Raw genomic sequence first — 18,589 nt, 5'->3', positions numbered from 1 at the left:
GATGTCAGTGAAGGTATTAGATGGAAATAGCTTACGTGAAACAATGGAAGCAAGAGCTAAACACTATTCATCCATACGGGAACAGTTTGCACAGCTGCGCAAAGCCTTTCAAGACATTGTTGAACTAAATGAATTTGAGGGGCGAGGCGCAGAGGCAATTAAAGGATTTTACAGAGGTCAAATAGAAGTAACAGAAGCATGGCAGCGCCTGATAGACAGGCAAATTGCCTTTTTTGAAGGTGTGCAAGGCAAGCTGGAGGATAAGAACTTAGGCAGCAATACTAGAGTGGAAACTGGCTTTCTTGAAGAAGCGCTGCTTTATAAAGAACGACAGGCAGATGAAATGGTCAGTGAGCAGCGCAAAGCTCTCCAAAATATTTTCGCAGAGATCGAGGATCTGATATCCCTCGATCCTTTTTCTAGAGAGCGGTTCGACAACGAAATGGTAGAAGCTAGAAAGAAAAGGACCGATACACTAGATGCCGTCGGGCAAACCGACCAGGAGTTATTAGAAGAATACCTCTCCTCAGAAGGAGAAGAATTCTACGTGGCAGCCCTTTTCCGCGCCCTCCTTGAAGCTACAAAACAGGGCAGCGATATATCACCAATTCATTTTAACGCAGACGCTTACCTAACAAGCGAAGTGTATCAGCTCAAATCTGAAGCAGAAGCACAAACAGATGCATATCTCAGCTTCAAAAAAGAGGAAAAAGAAGCGAGAGAAATAGCAAACCGGCCATGGTACGAAGATCTATGGGAAGGGACCAAAACATTTGCAGGAGAATTCTCCGGCTATTATGATTATCTTAGGGCAAAAGACGGCGTCGACCCCGTAACAGGAGAAAAGCTTTCAGCCGGTCAGCGCGTCACAGCAGGAGCCATGGCCGCAGCAGGATTTATCCCAATAGTCGGCTGGGCAGGACGGGCCATCAAAGGCGGCAAAGGCATTTACTCCGCAACGAAAGCCATCACAGCAGCCGATCATGCTCTCGATGCATACAGAAGTGCCAACACCTTCTCCGCCTTAGAGAAAACAGAAATGGGCCTTTACGGTCTAATCGCAGCAAACGGCCTGTCCGAATACATGACAGGCAATGACATGTTCGGCAACGAACTAACAGACGAGCAAAGGCAAGCAAGCCTTGCCCAAGGCATTTTTGCAGGGCTGCCCTTTGTGCCAACTATGGCGCGGGAAGCGACAAGTATGGGGAAAGGCTGGATTGATGACGTCACACAGCGTATCAGCAGCTCACCCAAACTTGTGACAGAAACCGGAATTGTCCACATCGATGATACTGTAAAAGCAGAAAGTAAGGCAGTGGAGTCTGTTAGCGGGGAAAAGGATAAGGCTTTGAGTTTGTTGTCTGGGCAAAAAAGACCACAACTTAAAAATGGGCCAATAAAAACTAAAACTAGTGAATCTATACAAATTATTTTAGAGAAGTATGGTTATTCAGTTGATGAATTTTTGGTTTTATTACATCCAGATAAATTATTAAGTGAAGAAGATTTTCAGAAAGTTAATTTAATTAGAGATGAAATAGGCTTACCGCCAAAAAATACTCCAATGGCAAAAGTAATTCCACAAAGTGATCTATACAATTATCTTTATAATGAAGAATATATTGGAGTAAGAGGGTTTACTGCTGTGAAGGAGCATACAGAAAAGTTGATAACTTTAGAAGAGAAATTTGAGGGGGCTCGTCTAGATTATAATAATACAGCATTTAAAATAACAAACGGTATTGACGGTATATCAGAGTCTGTTGGAAGTCCAGATAATTTTTTTGGAACAATAGAATATAAGATACTAGAGCCTGAACAGTTATCTATCCCAAGATGGGAGCCTAAACCTGATTCCTATCCGTACACAGGTAGAGGTTTTACAGGAAGCAGAGAAGTTGTTCTTCCAGAATACTACCAACAAGCAAGAAAGTTTGTTGATGGAGATTTGTTGATTATTAGAGATAGCAAAACAGGGGAACCTGTTTTCAAATTTATTTTTGATGAAGAAGTTGGATGGGTTAAAGATAATTAGGGTGGTGTTACATATATGGCGAGATACGCTAGATATAAAAGTGCAAATTATCCTCTAAATATACGTAATAATACGTATAGATTAAAGAGTAATAAAAAGGAAAGTGGATTTAAGGTATTAGTGGATTTAGGTGGCAATGTTCATGATAATATATTTATTAAAGAAGTAGACATTGATGAGATTGAGTTAATATTTGAACGAAAATATAAGGTGATATATAAAGGAAAAGAATATGATACTTTTGCAATAGGGGAATTAGTGATAAATGATGGAAAAATTAAATTAGTGAGCAGTGATTCCGAGGATTATCATAATAAAGGGTTCGAGAAACAGGAGCAATTTGTGTTTACGAAAAACGTTAGAATAGAAGACATTGATGCATTAGTAGAAATTATAGAGCCAATTATGGAATTCAACAATTTACCTGTAGAAAGAAAGATAATTCCTAGTACTGAAATAAAGGAGTTTATAGATAACGAACTATTTTAAGGAATTAGGAGAATTATGAGATTTACTATCATATTACAAATGGTAAAAAGATATCGATAGTTAAAAATCGCCAGCTTTTGTTGTCATGTACAATTATAGTTTCTATTTAAAGCAAGTTAATAAAAATAGCCTTCCTTTAGCTCGAAAGGAAGGTACTACTGCTGCTAAAGATATAGAAAATCTTAAGAGAATTTACTTTAAAAAGTAACAATGCTAAAGCATTATTTTAAAAGGTGTTTCCTTTAAAATAATGCTTTTTATTTATAGGTTGCCTTTTAGAACTTGAGGAATAACAAACGAGGTGAGCGATATTAATGATTATTAGTCAGGTATAGGAAAATAACAGAGGTTAAGGGAAACTATATAAAGGAAATTGTTCCTCCATATGAGAATTACTATGCGTTAGAAAAGAAAAGGGAAATATGGGAGTTTGATTTAGTTATTGTAGAGAGGCAGAATGAGCCTTATCTAAAACAGAAAAAACAATTCAAATCAGAAACAGATGCGGCAAAAATACTTCTTACTTAATAGATTGTTGGACTACTATTTTGCGAGGTATATCAGTCCGTTTATGAAAGAGCATCCACAATTTAATATCGGCAGGCCAACTGTTAATGAAAATAAATTATGGATTGCGATGTCTTTGGCTGGAATACCTAGCGATATGCTTATACGTGAAAATAATGCTGTTAAGCTAAAACAGCTAGACGAAGCGCAACGTCTGTAACATATGTTGGCAGTAAAGGAAACACAGTGAGTTCCAGTATACCAATTGATTATTAAAGAGCACTATTTATTACCTTTAAAAAGTTTTTTTGCTATATCTATTTGAACAAAATATAAGCAGAATACTGCAGTTAGAAGGAGTAAGTGCTGAAAACTCTGAAGAAGATCTCAATATTTTTCTGGCTTAATTTTAAATGAAGTCTGCTTTGGTACAGGAGATGCAAAGTTTGTATTTGCAAACGCTCTTGAAAGAACGGATACATTCTACTATCAAAAGAGAGTGACCCTGGATGAGATATATTGTTATCTTAACAGAGAATCGCAAAGATATAATATTAGAGTAAATGGATATGAGTAATGAAGGACTAAAGTTTATAAGAGATACTTTTAAGCATAATTTCATTAGAAGTTATGCTTTTTTCTATTGGGGTATTAATGGAACTATAAGGATCCTGGCAGCCCGGCGGCCATAATAGGTTGTCTATCTTAGGTCCGTGGCTTTGCGTCTTTTACTTTCGTAAAATTTGCCTTTGCAAGATATTCATATATTCAGGTTTCTTTCTGGTGGAAGCTGCTCTGCTGTTCTTCGAAGATGGAAATGGCTTCCTTTAATAATTGTATGTCTATTTCGATTTCCCTTTTTATAAGAAAATCAGGGCATCTGCTGTGATCGTCTAATAAGCGCGCAAGCTCCCTTTTTACCAGCTGCAAACAAAACCACTTCCTTAATTTGGGGTTGCTGAATCTATTATGACTTATTATAGCCAACTTGAAAAGTATTCATGTCTATTTTGGGGAAAACAGTAAAAAAGATGTTCACCATTTCGCCTTGTATAAACATCATTCGATTCAGGAAATCTAATAAAACCGATAAACTTTAATAAGAGGAGTTCATAATGAAGAAAACATTGGATTGTGCAATTATTGGCGGAGGTATCGCTGGCTTGCAGGCGGCTATTCAGCTTGGCAGGTATAAACATAATGTATTGGTGATTGATTCAGAAAAGGGAAGGTCTACTCTTTGCAGGAGTTATCATAATATCCTTGGCTATCCGGACGGTATCAGCGGTGTCGAGCTGCGTCAGAAGGGAAAGCAGCATGCAGAAAGCCTTGGTGTCGAGTTTCTTGCTGCTGCCGCTACTAAAGTAGAGAAGCAGAGTGACTCTTTTCATATTTATACAGAAGCAGGGGAGTTTGAGGCGAAAAGACTACTGCTCGCAACTGGTATCATTGATAATATTCCGCCATTTCCTGAGCTATATCCTTGTTTAGGTATCAGTGTTTATCTTTGTCCAGATTGTGACGGATATGAGGTTAAGAACAAGAAGACGATTGTTATCGGCAATGGCAAAGTCGGTGCTAATATGGCATTAACATTGACTTATTGGACGCAGGAGCTAGTTTACATTAATCACGGCGGTGAAGCAATTGATGAGGAAGTGCAGAAGAAGCTGGACGAGCATCATATTCCTGTCATAAATAAGCAGATTAAAAAGGTAGAAGCAGAAGGATCCAACTTGAAAGGTTATACATTAGAAGATGGAGAATTTCTTGAAGGAGAACACAGCTTTATTGCATTTGGCGGCAATATTGTTAAGTCAGAACTGGCCAGACAGCTTGGCGTTCAAGTCATGGATAACAACCATATAACGGTTGATGGCAGAACAAAGATGACAAATGTCGAGAATGTTTGGGCTGCTGGAGATGTTGTTGCTCATTCCGAACAAGTGACGATTGCGATGGGGGATGGCTCTCAGGCTGCTATTTGGATACACAAATCTTTATTAAATGAAAAATAACCTCCTGATTTTTCAGGAGGTTTCCTTCGTTTACAAAGAGGCCCTGTAAACACGATAACCAATGAAATTTCCATATGTGTATAAGATTTGCGCATGCTCTGATAGCTTATTTTCCATTTCCATATTTCTTGAAACAGTAAAATCCATTTCCTCTTCTTCGGCTTCCATATTGGCATACATATGGGAGAAAACAGTATGAGACAGCTTTATGTCTACATTTGTAAATCCTGCGTTCACTAAGCTGCGCACCCATTCTCCTTCTGTATATACCCTGTCAATACCATACACAGCCCGCATATTGCCTTGTTCTGCTGGTGTCAAATCCCTTTCAGATGTCATTTCCAATGCAAGGACGACACCATTTGGCTTCAGCACTCGCTTTAGCTCACTCAAAGATCTGTGGATATCTGTAAAGATAAGGACAGATTCTACAAGAATAATATCGAAGCTTCCATCAGGAAAAGGAAGCTTTTCAACGCTGCCTTCAAGCAGTCTGATAGGTAAGTTCTCCCTTTGGAAACGGATTGCTGCTCTTTTTATCATTGTTGGATGAAGATCGATGCTTGTGACAGAGCATGGATAATGTTTTTTTATAAAGGCGGAGGTTTGTCCTGTGCCGCAGCCTGCGTCTAAAAGTTGTGTTGTTGATGTTATTCTTTCTTGCTGCAGCAAGTATTTGGTCAAGGAAAGTCCGCCAGGATGGGCACCGTTTACCCCGTAGTAAGCTAGTGCATCTTGATAGGATGGTTTCATCATTATTCCTCCAATAGTCCGAAAGCATTTTGCTTCCTGCTGAAATAAGGAAGCTTTCCAATACTATATGGCACATCTTAAAAATAGGTTCTGGTAATGGGCGGGATTTAGAGAAAGGGATGAGCTATAATGAAAAAAAGAGAGTAGAGAGTGGGAAGTGATTAGATGGCCAAAGGAAAAACAAATGCAATGCGAATTCTGGATGGATTAAACGTCAGTTATAAAATTCACTCGTATGAAAATAAAGATGGAAAAATTGACGGTGTTTCTGTAGCGGACAAGATTGGTGTTGATAATAAGATTGTGTATAAAACACTTGTTGTCCAAGATGGGGGGAAGGAGGTTTATGTTTTTGTTATTCCAGTTGCCGAGGAGCTAGATTTAAAAAAAGCAGCAAAAGCAGTTCATGCTAAAAAGGTTGAAATGGCAGCAGTAAAAGATATTCAAAAGCTTACAGGTTATATTAGAGGCGGTTGCTCACCTGTGGGCATGAAGAAAAAATATACAACAGTGCTTGATAAAGGTGCAGATGGGCTGCCGTCCATTGTTGTCAGCGGAGGAAAAATAGGTCTGCAGATTGAACTGGAAGTTAAGGATTTAATGTCTGCGACAGACGCAGTGCTCGCTGATATTCTGTCATAATGCACCACTTCTTCTTACTGGGCATACCATATGTAAAGACAAAGGCCCAAAGGAGTGCGAATATAATGTATCCCGAATATCCATATTATGATCAAAAGCAAGAAGTGAAAACGATCCCCATTGCCTTTCCCCCGCAGCATCAGAACAGAATGCCAGGCTTTGAATATGAGATGAACCCACTGCCTATTTCAGAAAATCCCAACTATCAAGGCAGCGGCAAGCTCAAGGGAAAAGTGGCAATTATTACAGGCGGCGACAGCGGTATTGGCAGGGCAGCAGCATATGCCTTTGTAAAGGAAGGGGCAAAGGTCGTTATCGTTTACTTAAATGAACACAGAGATGCCAAAGAGACAGAGCAGCGAATTAAACAGCTGGGCGGAGAAAGTTTATTTATTGCAGCAGACCTCAGAGTCGAAGAAAACGCAGCGGTTGTTGCACAAAGGGCAATCCAGCGTTTTGGAAAAATTGATATATTAGTCAATAACCATGCCGTACAATTTGTACAAAAGAGCATTCTTAACATTACAAAGGAACAATTGCTGAATACCTTTGAGACGAATATATTTTCATTCTTTTACTTAATAAAGGCTGTGCTTCCTCATTTAAAGGCGGGAAGTTCCATCATTAATACAACTTCTGTCACTGCATATGAGGGAAATAAGGATTTAATTGATTACTCCGCTACAAAGGGTGCAATTCTTACATTGACAAGGTCGTTATCTAAGTCGTTGGCTAAAAAGAAAATCAGGGTGAATGCTGTTGCGCCTGGTCCAATTTGGACACCATTGATTCCGGCAAGCTTTTCTGAAAAGAATGTTATGACTTTCGGGACCGATACACCAATGAAACGGGCCGGCCAGCCGTTTGAGCTTGCGCCTGCTTATGTATACCTGGCGTCTGATGATTCAAGCTACACGACAGGGGAAGTTATTCATATAAACGGCGGGCAAGTCGTAACGACATAAATAATAAACAAAAAGATGAGGCAGTTAATCATGCCTCATCTTTTTTTAAGAGAAAATCTGGATGATCCAGTTCATATAGCTGTCTGTAGCGTTTCTCTTTCAGAAGTTCCGTATGGGTGCCCCTCATTACTATCTGGCCTGCTTCCATAAAGAGAATCTCATCCATATGCTCTACGCCGACTAAATGATGAGTAATCCAGATGACTGATTTTCCCTCTAGAGCGGTAAAGATGGTCTGCAGAAGCTCCTTTTCTGTACGAGGATCTAGGCTTGCATTTGGCTCATCCAAAATGACTACTGGTGTGTCTTTTAAGAGAATTCTCGCAAGTGCGACACGCTGTCTTTCGCCTCCAGAAAAGCGCTGCCCTGTTTCCTGCATAAATGTGTCCAGTCCTTCTGGCAGTTTTTGGACTAAATCACTGAGCTGGGCAAGGTTAATTGCCTCATTTAATTCCTTGTCACCAGCATTTTCTGATCCTAACAGCACATTGTTTCTTAGCGTTGTATCAAAAAGATGAGGATTTTGATTTAGTACAGAAATGATTGCTGAAGAGTCCATCTGAATGCAAGCAGTCTTTCCATTATAGGATACTCTTCCAACTTGAGCAGGAATCGCTCCTTGGATTAGCTTTAGTAATGTTGATTTTCCAGCACCGCTTCTGCCGATAACTGCAATTCTTTTTCCTTGTGGGATATCCACAGAAACATTTTGAACGGAAGGAATATCAGCTTTTGTGTAGGAATAGGAAACTTGCTCGAGCTTAATGTGAACAGAATCTTCTTTTGCAGCAGTTTCCTGTGCGCTAATTTTTTGTTCAGCACCGTTTTCTATTTTTTTTAGTCTGTTCAAGGAATCCTGATAGCCTGGAATTCTTTCGAATGCCTCGGAAACGACGAGAAGTGCGTCCAGTATAGGTAATGCTACTAAAACTATTGCGGCAATCAATGTAGCTGGTATATGCCCTTGTGCATACTGTTCAGCAGACCAAACAAGCAAAGAAGTGATAACTAATGCAGAAACTGCCTGCTGTGCAAAATTACGCCATCTTGAAAAGCTTGTTAGCCTGCTGTTTACCTGAGCAGCAGAGACTTCATCTTCTTCATAAGAGGAAATAAAGCTGCCAGAGCGCCCGCTGATAACCCAATCTGTGATGCCTAAAACACTGTCAGTCAATCTTTGATATAGCCCGTTCCTTCGCTGTTTATAGTCTGTTTGTTTTTTTCTCATTAAAAAGAGAGAGCAAATCGGAAACACAATAAGCAGCAATGCTAAATATATGGCCATTAAGATCGCAAACGGAATATCAAGAATTCCGATAGAGCAGATGACGATGATATAAAGTACAAAGGCGGCAATTGTAGGGAAAATCGTCCTCAAGTAAATATATTGCAGCTGTTCAATATCTTCAGCCAGCACACCGAGCATATCGCCCATCTTGAAGCGGCTTTTAATGAAAAGTGCCTGTGGCTCTAAAATACGGTAAAGCTTAATGCGCATTTTCGATAATATGCGCAGCACCGCATCATGACCTGCCAGTCTTTCCAGGTAGCTGAACACAGCTCGGCTGATTCCGAATGCCCTCACACCGACGATGGGAATATAAACCATCAGGATGTTTTCAATCGGCATAGCAGATCTGCTGATCAAGAAGCCGGACGTAAAGGTGAGCATTGCTCCTGTACCGAGTGCCAAGATGGCCAATAAGAGAATGATTAGGATTCGTCCAGCGTTTTCTCTCATAAACGGAAAAATCCATTTGTCTTCTTTCATGATTAGCAGCTCCTTACTGTGTCAGCAGCTTGTAATAGCTTCCTTTTGCTGTTACAAGCTCTTCATGTGTGCCGTTTTCAACTATTTTACCGTCTTCCATTACGAAAATCTGATCCATGTCCTTCATCCAATGAAGGCGGTGTGTTGCTAAAAAGACAAGCTTATCTTCAAATAATGGAAGCATTGTCTCCTTTAATTCGTACTCTGTTTCAATATCTAAGTGGGACGTAGGTTCGTCTAGCAGCATGACTTTCCGATCGGTTAGGAAGGCCCTAGCTAATGCAATCCGCTGTTCTTGTCCGCCGCTGAGTGTCCTGCCGCCATCACCAAGCATTTCATCGAGTCCATTTGGAAGGGAGCGGTACAATGCTTCCAATCCAGTTGCTCGTAAGGCATTTTCCACGTCCTCATCTTTCGCTTCTGGACAGTAAAACTTAATATTATCTCGCAATGTCATGCTGAAAATATACGGCGACTGTGGGATATAAACCGTTTGTTGTCGCCATTTTTCTTGCATGAGGCTAGGGATAGCTTTATTGTTTAGCAAAATGGTTCCCTCTGTATTTGCAGAGAAACCGCTGAGCAAGTCGATAAGTGTTGATTTCCCTGCGCCACTTTCACCGACAATTCCAACCTTTCTACTGCCATTAATATGGAAGGAAATATCTTTAAGTGTAAACTGTTCACTTTGAGCATGCTGGTAGTCAACATGCTCAAATGAAATGGAAGAAATGTCCTGTATATCTGCATCTTGCCTACTCGAAATATCATCACTTTTCTCATCGAGAATTCCCAAGATGGATGCACCTGCTTCTTTGCCATTTAATGTAGCATGATAGTCAGCTCCAACCATTCTGACTGGCAGAAAGTATTCAGGTGCTAAAATTAAAATCATCAGTGCCGGCAGCAGCATCAAGTTCTCATTGATAAGGCGGACACCTAAATTAACGGCAACAGAAGCAACAGATAACGAAGTGAAAAAGTCCAGTGCAAAAGAAGATAGGAAAGCGACACGCAGTGTTTTCATTGTCGCAGCCCGATATTGTTCGCTGACTTTAACAATATTGTCACTGTGTTTTTTGCTTTTTCCAAGAAACTTAAGTGTTTCCAATCCTCTCAAAGAATCGAGAAAGTGATTGGAAAGAATTCGATAAGTTGCGAGCTGTCTGTTCATTTGCCCCTTTGCTGCTAGCCCAACAAGGATAAGAAAACCTATTAAAATTGGCATGGTAATGGTCAGAATGATGCCTGCAATCCAATCCTTCCAATAAACAAACAGTAATATCATTGGCGGAATCACGGCAGTGCTGATCATCCTTGGCAAAATCAGCTCTACATAACCTTTGTATTGGGATATTCCCTCAAGTACAAGTGTTGATATATTTCCGCTCCCTTGTTTTTTCGTATATTTCGGTCCAAGCTGAAACAATTTATTGATAAGACGGGAGCGCAGTTCCCTGCTAGTTTTTTCAGCAAAGCGAGAGGAGATGCTCTGCTGGAAGAGCTGGAGAAGATGGCGAACCAGAAATGCCAACAAGAACAATATGATCGTCTCATATTGTTCTTGAATTTTTTCCCCATTAAATAAAGAGGTGATCGCCTCTGCAAGCAACTTGGCTTGCAGAATAATGGCGGCACCTTGAAAGATTGTTGAAACAGCTAGCAATGCAAGAATCGGCTTGATTCCTTTTGACTTCATTAAGTTTTTATCCATCAGTACTCCAGATGGGACTTTTCTGTAACGCGTTTACGGAATACAATATAGCTCCAAATTTGATACCCTAATACAAAAGGCAGCAAGGTAAGTGCGACGATGGTCATTACCTTTAAGGAATAATGGCCGGAGGCTGCATTGGAAACCGTTAAGCTAAATGTGCTGTTGATCGAGCTGATCATCAGTCTTGGGAATAAGCCGATAAAAATGGATATAAAGGAGAGGGCAATGACAGCACCTGTCATTCCAAATGCCCAGCCGTCCTTTTTCCTAGAAATGAAATATCCGCTAAGAACAAATGCAATAACACCGATTCCGAACAGGAAGGAAAGGATGGTGCCTTGTCTTTCGAAGATATCCGTTTTGATATATGTCATTACAGTAAATGCTGTTAATAAAATACCTAATGGCGGCAGTAGTTTTTGGCCAAGGCTGCGGGCGCGGTCCTGCAAATCGCCGACAGTCCGGATTGTTGTAAACATAAGCCCGTGAACTAGACAAAGCATAAGGACAGTAATGCCGCCTGTTAGTGTGTAAACATTAACAATATCGAAAAAGCCGGCATTAAGCTCCATGTTTTTGTCAATCGGAAGTCCTTGTATAAAGCAGGCAAACACAACCCCAAACAAGAGTGGGGGAAGGAGACTGCCTAAAAATATGCAGATGTCCCATGTCTTTTTCCACAATGGGTGATTTCCTTTTGCTCGGAACTCAAAACCTGTTGCACGAATAATTAAAGCAAGCAGCACGACGACAAGCGGTGTATAAAATCCGCTGAACAATGTTGCATACCAATGAGGGAAGGCAGCGAATAGCGCTCCTCCTGCTGTTATCAGCCAAACCTCATTTGCGTCCCAGAATGGGCCGATTGTGTTAATGAGAATTCGTCTTTCCATATCATTTCTGGCAATTAACTGTGTGGACATGCCGACACCGAAATCAAATCCTTCCAGAAAGAAGAACCCGATGAATAAGACAGCAACTAAGATAAACCAAAGTACACCTAGATCAAACATGGAAACCCTCCTTTGCAAATGGGTCATTGTTGATTTTTTGCTCTTTTGCGTCCATTTTGTACGGGCCTTTTTTGATTACCTTCACATAAAGGAAAATCATGATTACAGCCAGTATTGCATAGACGGTGCAGAACGTGATGATGGAAAATAAGACTTGGCCTGCACTGACACTTGGACTTATACTGTCTGCTGTTTGCATAAGACCGAAAACTGTCCATGGCTGCCTTCCTATTTCTGTCATAATCCATCCTGAAGTATTGGCTATAAATGGCAAGGATATACCTGCCACCATAAAACGGTAGAACCACTTATTTGGTTTAGAAACAAGTTTCTTTTTCCAGGCCAAGTAAACACCGTAAATGCCTAACACAAACATGGCAACTCCAGCAGCAACCATGATGCGGAAGCTCCAAAACGTTGTTTTAACAGGAGGAATATAATCTCCTTCCCCGTATTTTTGCGTATACTCTTCTTGAAGCTCATTCATCCCTTTTACGCTGCCGTCCAAAGTATTGTAGGAAAGAATGCTGAGCAGATAAGGTATTTTAATTTCACCTGTGTTTTCCTTTTTGTCGACATTAATAAAAGCAGAAACAGTCCATGATGCCGGATCATCGCTATGTTCCCAAAGACCTTCACTCGCTGCCATTTTCATTGGCTGTGTTTTTACCAAATATTGAGCTTGTGCGTGACCTGCGACCATTGTCAAAAATGTCGAAATTAACGCAACTGCAATCCCAATTTGGAACGATTTTTTGAAGAAAGAAACATCTTGTTTTTTTAATAGTTTAATTGCGCTTATCCCTGTAACAAGGAAAGCTCCTGTTGCCAAAGCCCCGAGAACAGTATGGGGAATTTCAACAAGTGCCTGCCCGTTTGTAAGAAGTGCCAAAAAGTCATTCATTTCTGCTCTGCCATTGTTGATTTCATAACCGACAGGATGCTGCATAAAGCTGTTTGCCACAAGAATAAAGAAGGCAGACATAATCGTACCGAAAGATGTCAGCCAAATGCAGGCAAGGTGAACCTTCTTGGATAACCGATCCCAGCCGAAAATCCAGAGCCCGATGAAGGTGGATTCTAAAAAGAAGGCAAGCAATGCCTCAATCGCAAGGGGAGCACCGAAAACATCTCCTACAAAGCGGGAGTAGTTCGACCAGTTCATACCAAACTGGAATTCTTGAAGTATCCCTGTAACGATTCCGATGACAAAATTAATAAGAAATAACTTTCCCCAAAATTTTGCCATTCTTTTATACTCTTCATTTCCGCTTTTAACGTACATCGTTTCCATAATAGCAATCATGAATACTAAGCCGATGGAAATTGGCACGAAGAAGAAATGAAAGATGGTGGTGGAAGCAAATTGCAAACGTGATAAAAACACCATATCCATGTGTTTTTCCTCCTTGTTCTTAAAAATGTGAATTTGTGAACATGATAATTAAAATTGCGATAAATATCGTTGACTAACCAGTGAAAAAGAAAAAAACATTTGGAATCAGTAGCATGTTAGAGCAGCAACCTGAATGTGTTTTTTAGTCTCTTTACTCTTTAAAAAAGCTGCTGTACAGTTGTTTGTGCCTCTATCGTCTCCTTTTCCAAATGATAGCTATATCATAATGAAAAAGGATATTTCTGCGTTATAAATCACAAAGTGTTTGAAAAATGTTCACAATATTAGTTCACAAATATGACAAAAATACCCTGTTGAAGAAGAGTGGAGGCACTACAAAGCGGGGTGTTATTAAAATTGGTGGATACATGGTATCATAAAGATATTGGCTACAAGATTAAATTTTTTTTAGGAAGGTTGGAAGCGCTAAACTTTACTAGTGTTACTCCTTCCGCAAATAAATAAAAAGGGTGTTCAAAGAATGGTAAAATGTATTGCGATAGACATGGATGGCACGCTGCTGACATCAACTCAGCAAATAACAACGGAAAACCGTGAGGCGATTAAACTCGCACAGGAGAGCGGAGTGGAGGTCGTGATTGCAACAGGTCGTGCTTATGAAGAAGCAGGCGATTTGCTGAAGGATGCAGGTATTATCACACCGATGATTTGTGCAAATGGAGCGGAAATCCGCACAAGCGCACATGAAATTATCCATACAAATCCACTAAGCAAGGAACTTGCAAAGGAAGTTGCGGAAATTCTGCATAGCAATCAAGTTTATTATGAAGTTTACACAAATAGAGGAACATACACTTTGGATAAGACAATGGCCAGATCGTTGATTATGGACATTTTTACTGTAAATGGGCATATAAAAGACATGGAAGAAATTAAGCAGGCTGCAGAGGAGCGTTTGCAGGAGGTTAATCAGCTGGACAGTTATGCTGTACTGTTTGAGGATGAAGACCAGATTATTTACAAGCTGCTGGCATTCCACTTTGAACCAGTCACATTAAATAAGGTAAGAGAAGAATTAAAGCAAATTTCAAAGCTTGCAGTCAGTGCATCAGGCAAGGAAAATATGGAAATAACAGCAGTGGAAGCTCAAAAGGGCATTGCTTTAGAGGAGTTTGTACAGTCAAGAGGAATTTCGCTACAGGACACAATGGCAATCGGCGACAACTATAATGATTTGTCCATGATGCTGAAGGTTGGACGAGCAGTGGCAATGGGAAATGCTGATGATGAAATTAAAAGACAGTGCCACTTTGTGACAGCAACAAACGAAGAAAGCGGTGTTGGCAAAGCGATTAAGCTTGCTCTAGAGGCATGATGAAAACTTACATATATGAAAATCCCCTGTTGGCCAAGTGGCTACAGGGGATTTTTTTGTGAATGTACCTTTTAAGGGGCAAGGCCGGCTAATATGAATTCAAGCGTTCTTTCGATTTCAGCTTCATCATCCCAATTAAAATCAGGGATGATGAGGTGCCGGGCAATGAAATATCCAATGATAGAAGTGACTGTTAGACGTACGGCAGAAAGGCTGGGCATTTCTTTTACTTCGCCCTTCTTCTGATAGAAATCCATGATTTCCTGCAACCGCTTGAACACCTTTGAGGCAATTTGTTCAATGAAAATTTCTCTTAAATCTTGATGGAAGGGAATTTCTTGTATGAGAATTTTAAAAAGTGCTTCATTCTTTTGCAGAAATTCCATCCGGTTTTTGACGACCGCTCGAAGAAAATCCTCAAAGCTGTGATGTTCTGCATCCAATACTTTATTAAAATCCTTTAGCACAACTGGTGCAATCAGCTTTGAAAGCATAGGAGAAAGAAGCTTTAGCAGTAAGTCTTTTTTTGTTTTGTAATGACGGAAGATTGTTCCTTCGGCGACGCCAGCTTTTTTGGCAATTTCGCTCGTGGAAGTTGCTGCAAACCCTTTTTCGGAAAAGGCTTCAATTGCTGCTGCGATTATTTGTTTTTGCTTTTCTGTCACATTATCTTCATCTTTAAGAATGAAGTCTAATATGGATTCTTGATTACTCATGAGACGCTCCTTTAATTGCAGGATCTTTCTCCTATTGTACAATGAAAAATGCAGAAAACCTATTTAGAAATAACTTTGCCTAGTATGTTATATACTTCGATGCCGCTTTAATGCTGCTATATTGATTAGTACAAAAAGGGTGGAAAAGGCGAGCAAAACGAGAATCGGGCCACCGATTTCTGTTAAATCCTTTCCTCTAATCATAACATCCTTCATGGCATTGCCAGCATAGTACAATGGCGTAACAACAGAAATCCAGCTGATGGATCGAGAGATAGTCTCTAAAGGAAACAATCCTGAAAAAAACACTTGTGGTACCACAATAATTGGAATAAACTGAATCATTTGCAGCTCATTTTTAGCAAAGGTAGACAATAAAATGCCAAGTGTCAGTGCTGTTAAGGACAGGATAAGTGTAATAAGCAAAACAAGAAATATAGAGCCTTCATTTATCATCCCTAGAATATATACTGCAAATAAAACAATAATCGCAGATTGAAGCATGGTGAATAATCCAAAGCCAATTACGTAAGAGAGAACTAGTTCCCATCTTCTAATTGGGCTAGAGAAAAGTCTTTCTAATGTACCGGATGTCCTTTCTCTCAAAAAGGAAACGCCTGCGACAAGAAAGACAAAAAAGAAGGCAAAAAAACCAAGTAGAATGGGACCAAAGGAGTCAAATTGGCTCATTTCTTCTTCACCATACAAAGTATCTATCCTCATATTAGGAACATCTGTCCCAGCAGGAAGGGCTGACTGAACCGCTTCAAGTACAGATTTACTTATACTTGGATCACTGCCTTCCACCATAATGCTAAGGTCCTTGCCAATAAGAAGATAACCGTCTATCTTGCCTGCAGCCAGGTCAGTGAGCGCAGATTTTTCTGTTTTATAAAGGGTTGTGGAATCATTGGTAAAGGCATTTTCTATGTTGCTCGGAGGATTAATGAGCCCAATTGTAGGTTCATAGCCATTACCGTTAAAAACAAGATGAACCATTGTTAAAATAAAAATTGGTGCAACTATCATCATAGCGACTGTTCTTTTATCCCGATAAAATTGCTGTAAGATACGGATGACTAATGCTCTAATTCTCATCGTTAACCCCTCCAAAATATAAGAAAGCTTCCTCCATTGTTCGGGCATTACAGCGGGCCATCAGTTCATCTGGAGATCCTAATGCGATGATTCTGCCGTTGCGAATCATACCCAGTCTGTCACATTTTTCGGCTTCATCCATCACATGTGTTGTCACAATGATAGAAGTGCCTGAGTCTTTAAGACTGCGGAATGTTTCCCAAATGCTTTTACGGAGAACAGGATCTATGCCAACGGTTGGTTCGTCTAAAATAAGAAGTTGTGGTTTATTTAACAGAGCGATGCAAATAGACAATCTCCGTTTCATACCGCCTGAATACTGAGAAACTGTTTTATGGAGATGTTCTGTTAAGTTAACAAGATGAGCAGCCTCTTCAATCCGCTCCTTTCTTTGAGCCTTTTTCAACCCATAAAGCCTCGCAAAAAACTGGAGATTCTCAAGTGCTGTTAAATCATGATATAGGGCATCAGCTTGCGTCATATAGCCAATTTTCTCCATGATTTTGAGGTTAGGCATGGCTGTCTCAAGTGCTGTTACACTTCCACTGCTTGGTGTTTCAAGGCCAATCATTGCTTTTACAAGCGTTGTTTTCCCAGCACCTGAAGGTCCAAGCAGACCTAATATTTCTCCTTGCTGCACCTCTAGATTAATATTTTCTAATACAGGACGCTTGCCGAAAGCTTTGGAGAGTTTATGAATAGCTACAACTGGTTTTTCTGCCATAATGACTCCTCCTGTCTTTTAATGAGTGATTACTCACTTTAATAATAAAATCTATAAAAGATAATGTAAAGTGAGTAATCACTCATTTTTATAATTTGTGACTATTGCTGCTTTTTTAAATAAGCTTGGCAATAAAATAGAGTCTTTTATGAAAATCGGTTATACTTATAAAAAGTATTTCAAATAATAGCTAGATTAATAGATAGAATATAATATGAGGTGGAAATATGGCAGACTTTCGTGCAAGTGTCATCATAACAGAACCAGTAGATGTTGTTTTTGCCTACTTTGCCAATATGAGCTACGCACCGGAGTACATGAGTAATGTTGAGGAAACGGAGAAGCTGACAGATGGCCCTATCGGGGTTGGAACTAAATTTAGAGAACTAAGAAAAGTGCGTGGAAAAAACGCAACAGCTGAAATAGAGTATCTTTCTTATGAAAAAAATGTTGGATTTAAACGGAGAAGCAATTCAAATGGATTGCTGGTAGATTATGATTACAGATTCGCAGAAATCCAAGAAGGCACACAAGTAGAATTTGAAGGAAAGGTCCATGTGAAGGGCTTGATGATGAGGCTGACGAAAAGAGTGCTGGTTAATATTATCAAGACAGAAGACGGTGATCATGTCCAACGGGCAAAGGAATTACTTGAACGAGAAGAAACAAGCTTGGAGCTTAATAGAGAATATTAAAAAAAGGATGCGGTCGCATCCTTTTTTTATTTGAATTTATATGTCCATAATTTTTCTGTGTACAGTCTTTCCAGCACAGCAGGATCTTGGTTATTCAATCCCTCTTGCAAGGACAAGGCATACATCTGTGTTTGGGAACGATGTGCTGCGATCGTTGCTATTTTCTTCTCTGCAAAATTTTGAACGTCAACGTGAACATCTGGTTCACCTAAGTCTTCTATGCAGTTGCGGGAAAAAGCAAGACATTGGAGCTTAGGCCTTTTTGATGGCTCTATTTTCTCTAATGTTCTTACAACTCCTTCTGCCGTGGCATCATGGTCCGGATGAACCGAATATCCAGGGTAGAACGAGATGATTAACGATGGATTAAGCTCTTCAATCAATGCTGTGAATTCATTGACAAGAACAGAGTCATCCAAAAATTCTATCGTTTTGTCTCTGTAGCCTAACATTCTTAAATCTTCAAGGCCAAGTACTCTTGCTGCTTCTTGAAGTTCTTCTCTCCTGACATCCGGAAGTGTTTCTCTTGTTGCAAATGGAGGACTTCCAAGATTCCTGCCCATTTGTCCCAGAGTTAAGCATGCATAAGTGACAGGCGTGCCGTCATGAATATACTTTGCTATTGTTCCAGAAACACTAAAAGCTTCATCATCTGGATGGGGAAAGATGACTAAAACATGTCTTTCTTTTTCCAATGTTATTTCCTCCTGC

Annotated in this window: 18 protein-coding genes and 1 riboswitch; of the genes, 8 read left to right on the top strand and 10 right to left on the bottom strand. The window is 40.0% G+C overall.

From position 1 onward, the window contains the following. The first annotated feature begins 7 nt into the window (after window positions 1-7). From MKX82_RS19180 to MKX82_RS19170, 3 genes are all read left to right on the top strand, one after another. A complete protein-coding gene (locus MKX82_RS19180) occupies window positions 8-2,038 on the top strand; it encodes a ribonuclease YeeF family protein (protein ID WP_341079168.1) in 2,031 nt (676 codons plus the stop codon). Between the two features lie 15 nt (window positions 2,039-2,053). Further along, entirely contained in the window at window positions 2,054-2,527 is a 474-nt protein-coding gene (locus tag MKX82_RS19175; protein ID WP_341079167.1) for a hypothetical protein, read from the top strand. Between the two features lie 532 nt (window positions 2,528-3,059). Further along, entirely contained in the window at window positions 3,060-3,254 is a 195-nt protein-coding gene (locus tag MKX82_RS19170) for a hypothetical protein (RefSeq protein ID WP_341079165.1), read from the top strand. Window positions 3,255-3,704: 450 nt separating this feature from the next. Then, window positions 3,705-3,792, bottom strand: a riboswitch (cyclic di-GMP riboswitch). A gap of 10 nt (window positions 3,793-3,802) precedes the next feature. On the opposite strand, the gene MKX82_RS19165 is transcribed toward MKX82_RS19170, so the two are convergent. Next, window positions 3,803-3,964 (bottom strand): hypothetical protein, encoded by a 162-nt coding sequence (locus tag MKX82_RS19165; RefSeq protein ID WP_341079163.1) that lies wholly within the window; start codon window positions 3,962-3,964, stop codon window positions 3,803-3,805. 185 nt (window positions 3,965-4,149) lie between these two features. Here MKX82_RS19165 and MKX82_RS19160 point away from each other — a divergent pair, with 185 nt between their 5' ends. After that, window positions 4,150-5,052, top strand: a complete 903-nt coding sequence (locus MKX82_RS19160) for an NAD(P)/FAD-dependent oxidoreductase (protein ID WP_233315984.1) — start codon at window positions 4,150-4,152, stop codon at window positions 5,050-5,052. A 30-nt stretch (window positions 5,053-5,082) separates the two neighbouring features. Here the strand turns inward: MKX82_RS19160 and MKX82_RS19155 are convergent, their stop codons facing one another. Beyond that, window positions 5,083-5,808 carry a class I SAM-dependent methyltransferase gene (locus tag MKX82_RS19155; RefSeq protein WP_341079160.1) on the bottom strand — a complete coding sequence of 242 codons (726 nt, stop codon included), beginning with the start codon at window positions 5,806-5,808 and terminating at the stop codon, window positions 5,083-5,085. Window positions 5,809-5,970: 162 nt separating this feature from the next. On the opposite strand from MKX82_RS19155, the gene ybaK reads away from it, so the two are divergent. Together ybaK and MKX82_RS19145 are read left to right on the top strand one after the other, a co-directional pair. Continuing rightward, window positions 5,971-6,447, top strand: coding sequence for a Cys-tRNA(Pro) deacylase (ybaK, locus tag MKX82_RS19150; RefSeq protein WP_233315982.1), 477 nt, complete (start codon window positions 5,971-5,973; stop codon window positions 6,445-6,447). Window positions 6,448-6,512: 65 nt separating this feature from the next. Beyond that, window positions 6,513-7,412, top strand: a complete 900-nt coding sequence (locus MKX82_RS19145) for an SDR family oxidoreductase (RefSeq protein WP_341079158.1) — start codon at window positions 6,513-6,515, stop codon at window positions 7,410-7,412. A gap of 28 nt (window positions 7,413-7,440) precedes the next feature. Here MKX82_RS19145 and cydC read toward each other — a convergent pair whose 3' ends face one another. The 4 genes from cydC to MKX82_RS19125 are packed head-to-tail and all read right to left on the bottom strand — an operon-like array spanning window position 7,441 to window position 13,309. Further along, window positions 7,441-9,183 carry a thiol reductant ABC exporter subunit CydC gene (cydC, locus tag MKX82_RS19140; protein WP_341079156.1) on the bottom strand — a complete coding sequence of 581 codons (1,743 nt, stop codon included), beginning with the start codon at window positions 9,181-9,183 and terminating at the stop codon, window positions 7,441-7,443. Between the two features lie 13 nt (window positions 9,184-9,196). Further along, window positions 9,197-10,897: a thiol reductant ABC exporter subunit CydD gene (gene cydD, locus MKX82_RS19135; RefSeq protein ID WP_341079154.1), complete on the bottom strand. Its 1,701-nt coding sequence runs from the start codon at window positions 10,895-10,897 to the stop codon at window positions 9,197-9,199. Beyond that, window positions 10,897-11,913 (bottom strand): cytochrome d ubiquinol oxidase subunit II, encoded by a 1,017-nt coding sequence (gene cydB / locus MKX82_RS19130; protein ID WP_233315978.1) that lies wholly within the window; start codon window positions 11,911-11,913, stop codon window positions 10,897-10,899. The genes cydD and cydB overlap by 1 nt, the downstream gene beginning before the upstream one ends. Beyond that, window positions 11,906-13,309, bottom strand: a complete 1,404-nt coding sequence (locus MKX82_RS19125; protein ID WP_233315977.1) for a cytochrome ubiquinol oxidase subunit I — start codon at window positions 13,307-13,309, stop codon at window positions 11,906-11,908. The genes cydB and MKX82_RS19125 overlap by 8 nt, the downstream gene beginning before the upstream one ends. 481 nt (window positions 13,310-13,790) lie before the next feature. Between MKX82_RS19125 and MKX82_RS19120 the strand changes: the two genes are divergently transcribed. After that, on the top strand, window positions 13,791-14,645 hold the full coding sequence (locus tag MKX82_RS19120; protein ID WP_233315976.1) for a Cof-type HAD-IIB family hydrolase: 855 nt from the start codon (window positions 13,791-13,793) through the stop codon (window positions 14,643-14,645). A 71-nt stretch (window positions 14,646-14,716) separates the two neighbouring features. Here MKX82_RS19120 and MKX82_RS19115 read toward each other — a convergent pair whose 3' ends face one another. The 3 genes from MKX82_RS19115 to MKX82_RS19105 all read right to left on the bottom strand — a co-directional run bounded on the left by MKX82_RS19115 (window position 14,717) and on the right by MKX82_RS19105 (window position 17,183). After that, window positions 14,717-15,361 (bottom strand): TetR/AcrR family transcriptional regulator, encoded by a 645-nt coding sequence (locus MKX82_RS19115; RefSeq protein ID WP_233315975.1) that lies wholly within the window; start codon window positions 15,359-15,361, stop codon window positions 14,717-14,719. Between the two features lie 87 nt (window positions 15,362-15,448). Further along, on the bottom strand, window positions 15,449-16,459 hold the full coding sequence (locus MKX82_RS19110; protein ID WP_341079150.1) for an ABC transporter permease: 1,011 nt from the start codon (window positions 16,457-16,459) through the stop codon (window positions 15,449-15,451). Beyond that, entirely contained in the window at window positions 16,449-17,183 is a 735-nt protein-coding gene (locus MKX82_RS19105; protein WP_237942077.1) for an ABC transporter ATP-binding protein, read from the bottom strand. Before MKX82_RS19105 ends, MKX82_RS19110 begins: the two co-directional genes overlap by 11 nt. 227 nt (window positions 17,184-17,410) lie before the next feature. Between MKX82_RS19105 and MKX82_RS19100 the strand changes: the two genes are divergently transcribed. Then, the gene (locus MKX82_RS19100; RefSeq protein ID WP_233315972.1) at window positions 17,411-17,878 is read left to right on the top strand and encodes an SRPBCC family protein; all 468 of its coding nucleotides are present in this window, start codon (window positions 17,411-17,413) and stop codon (window positions 17,876-17,878) included. A 26-nt stretch (window positions 17,879-17,904) separates the two neighbouring features. On the opposite strand, the gene bshB2 is transcribed toward MKX82_RS19100, so the two are convergent. Continuing rightward, window positions 17,905-18,573, bottom strand: a complete 669-nt coding sequence (gene bshB2, locus MKX82_RS19095; protein WP_233315971.1) for a bacillithiol biosynthesis deacetylase BshB2 — start codon at window positions 18,571-18,573, stop codon at window positions 17,905-17,907. Between the last annotated feature and the right edge of the window lie 16 nt (window positions 18,574-18,589).

The sequence above is a fragment of the Niallia sp. FSL R7-0271 genome (assembly GCF_038005785.1).
Classification (GTDB): Bacteria; Bacillota; Bacilli; order Bacillales; family Cytobacillaceae; genus Niallia.
This window is presented reverse-complemented; position numbering and strand designations above follow the sequence as displayed.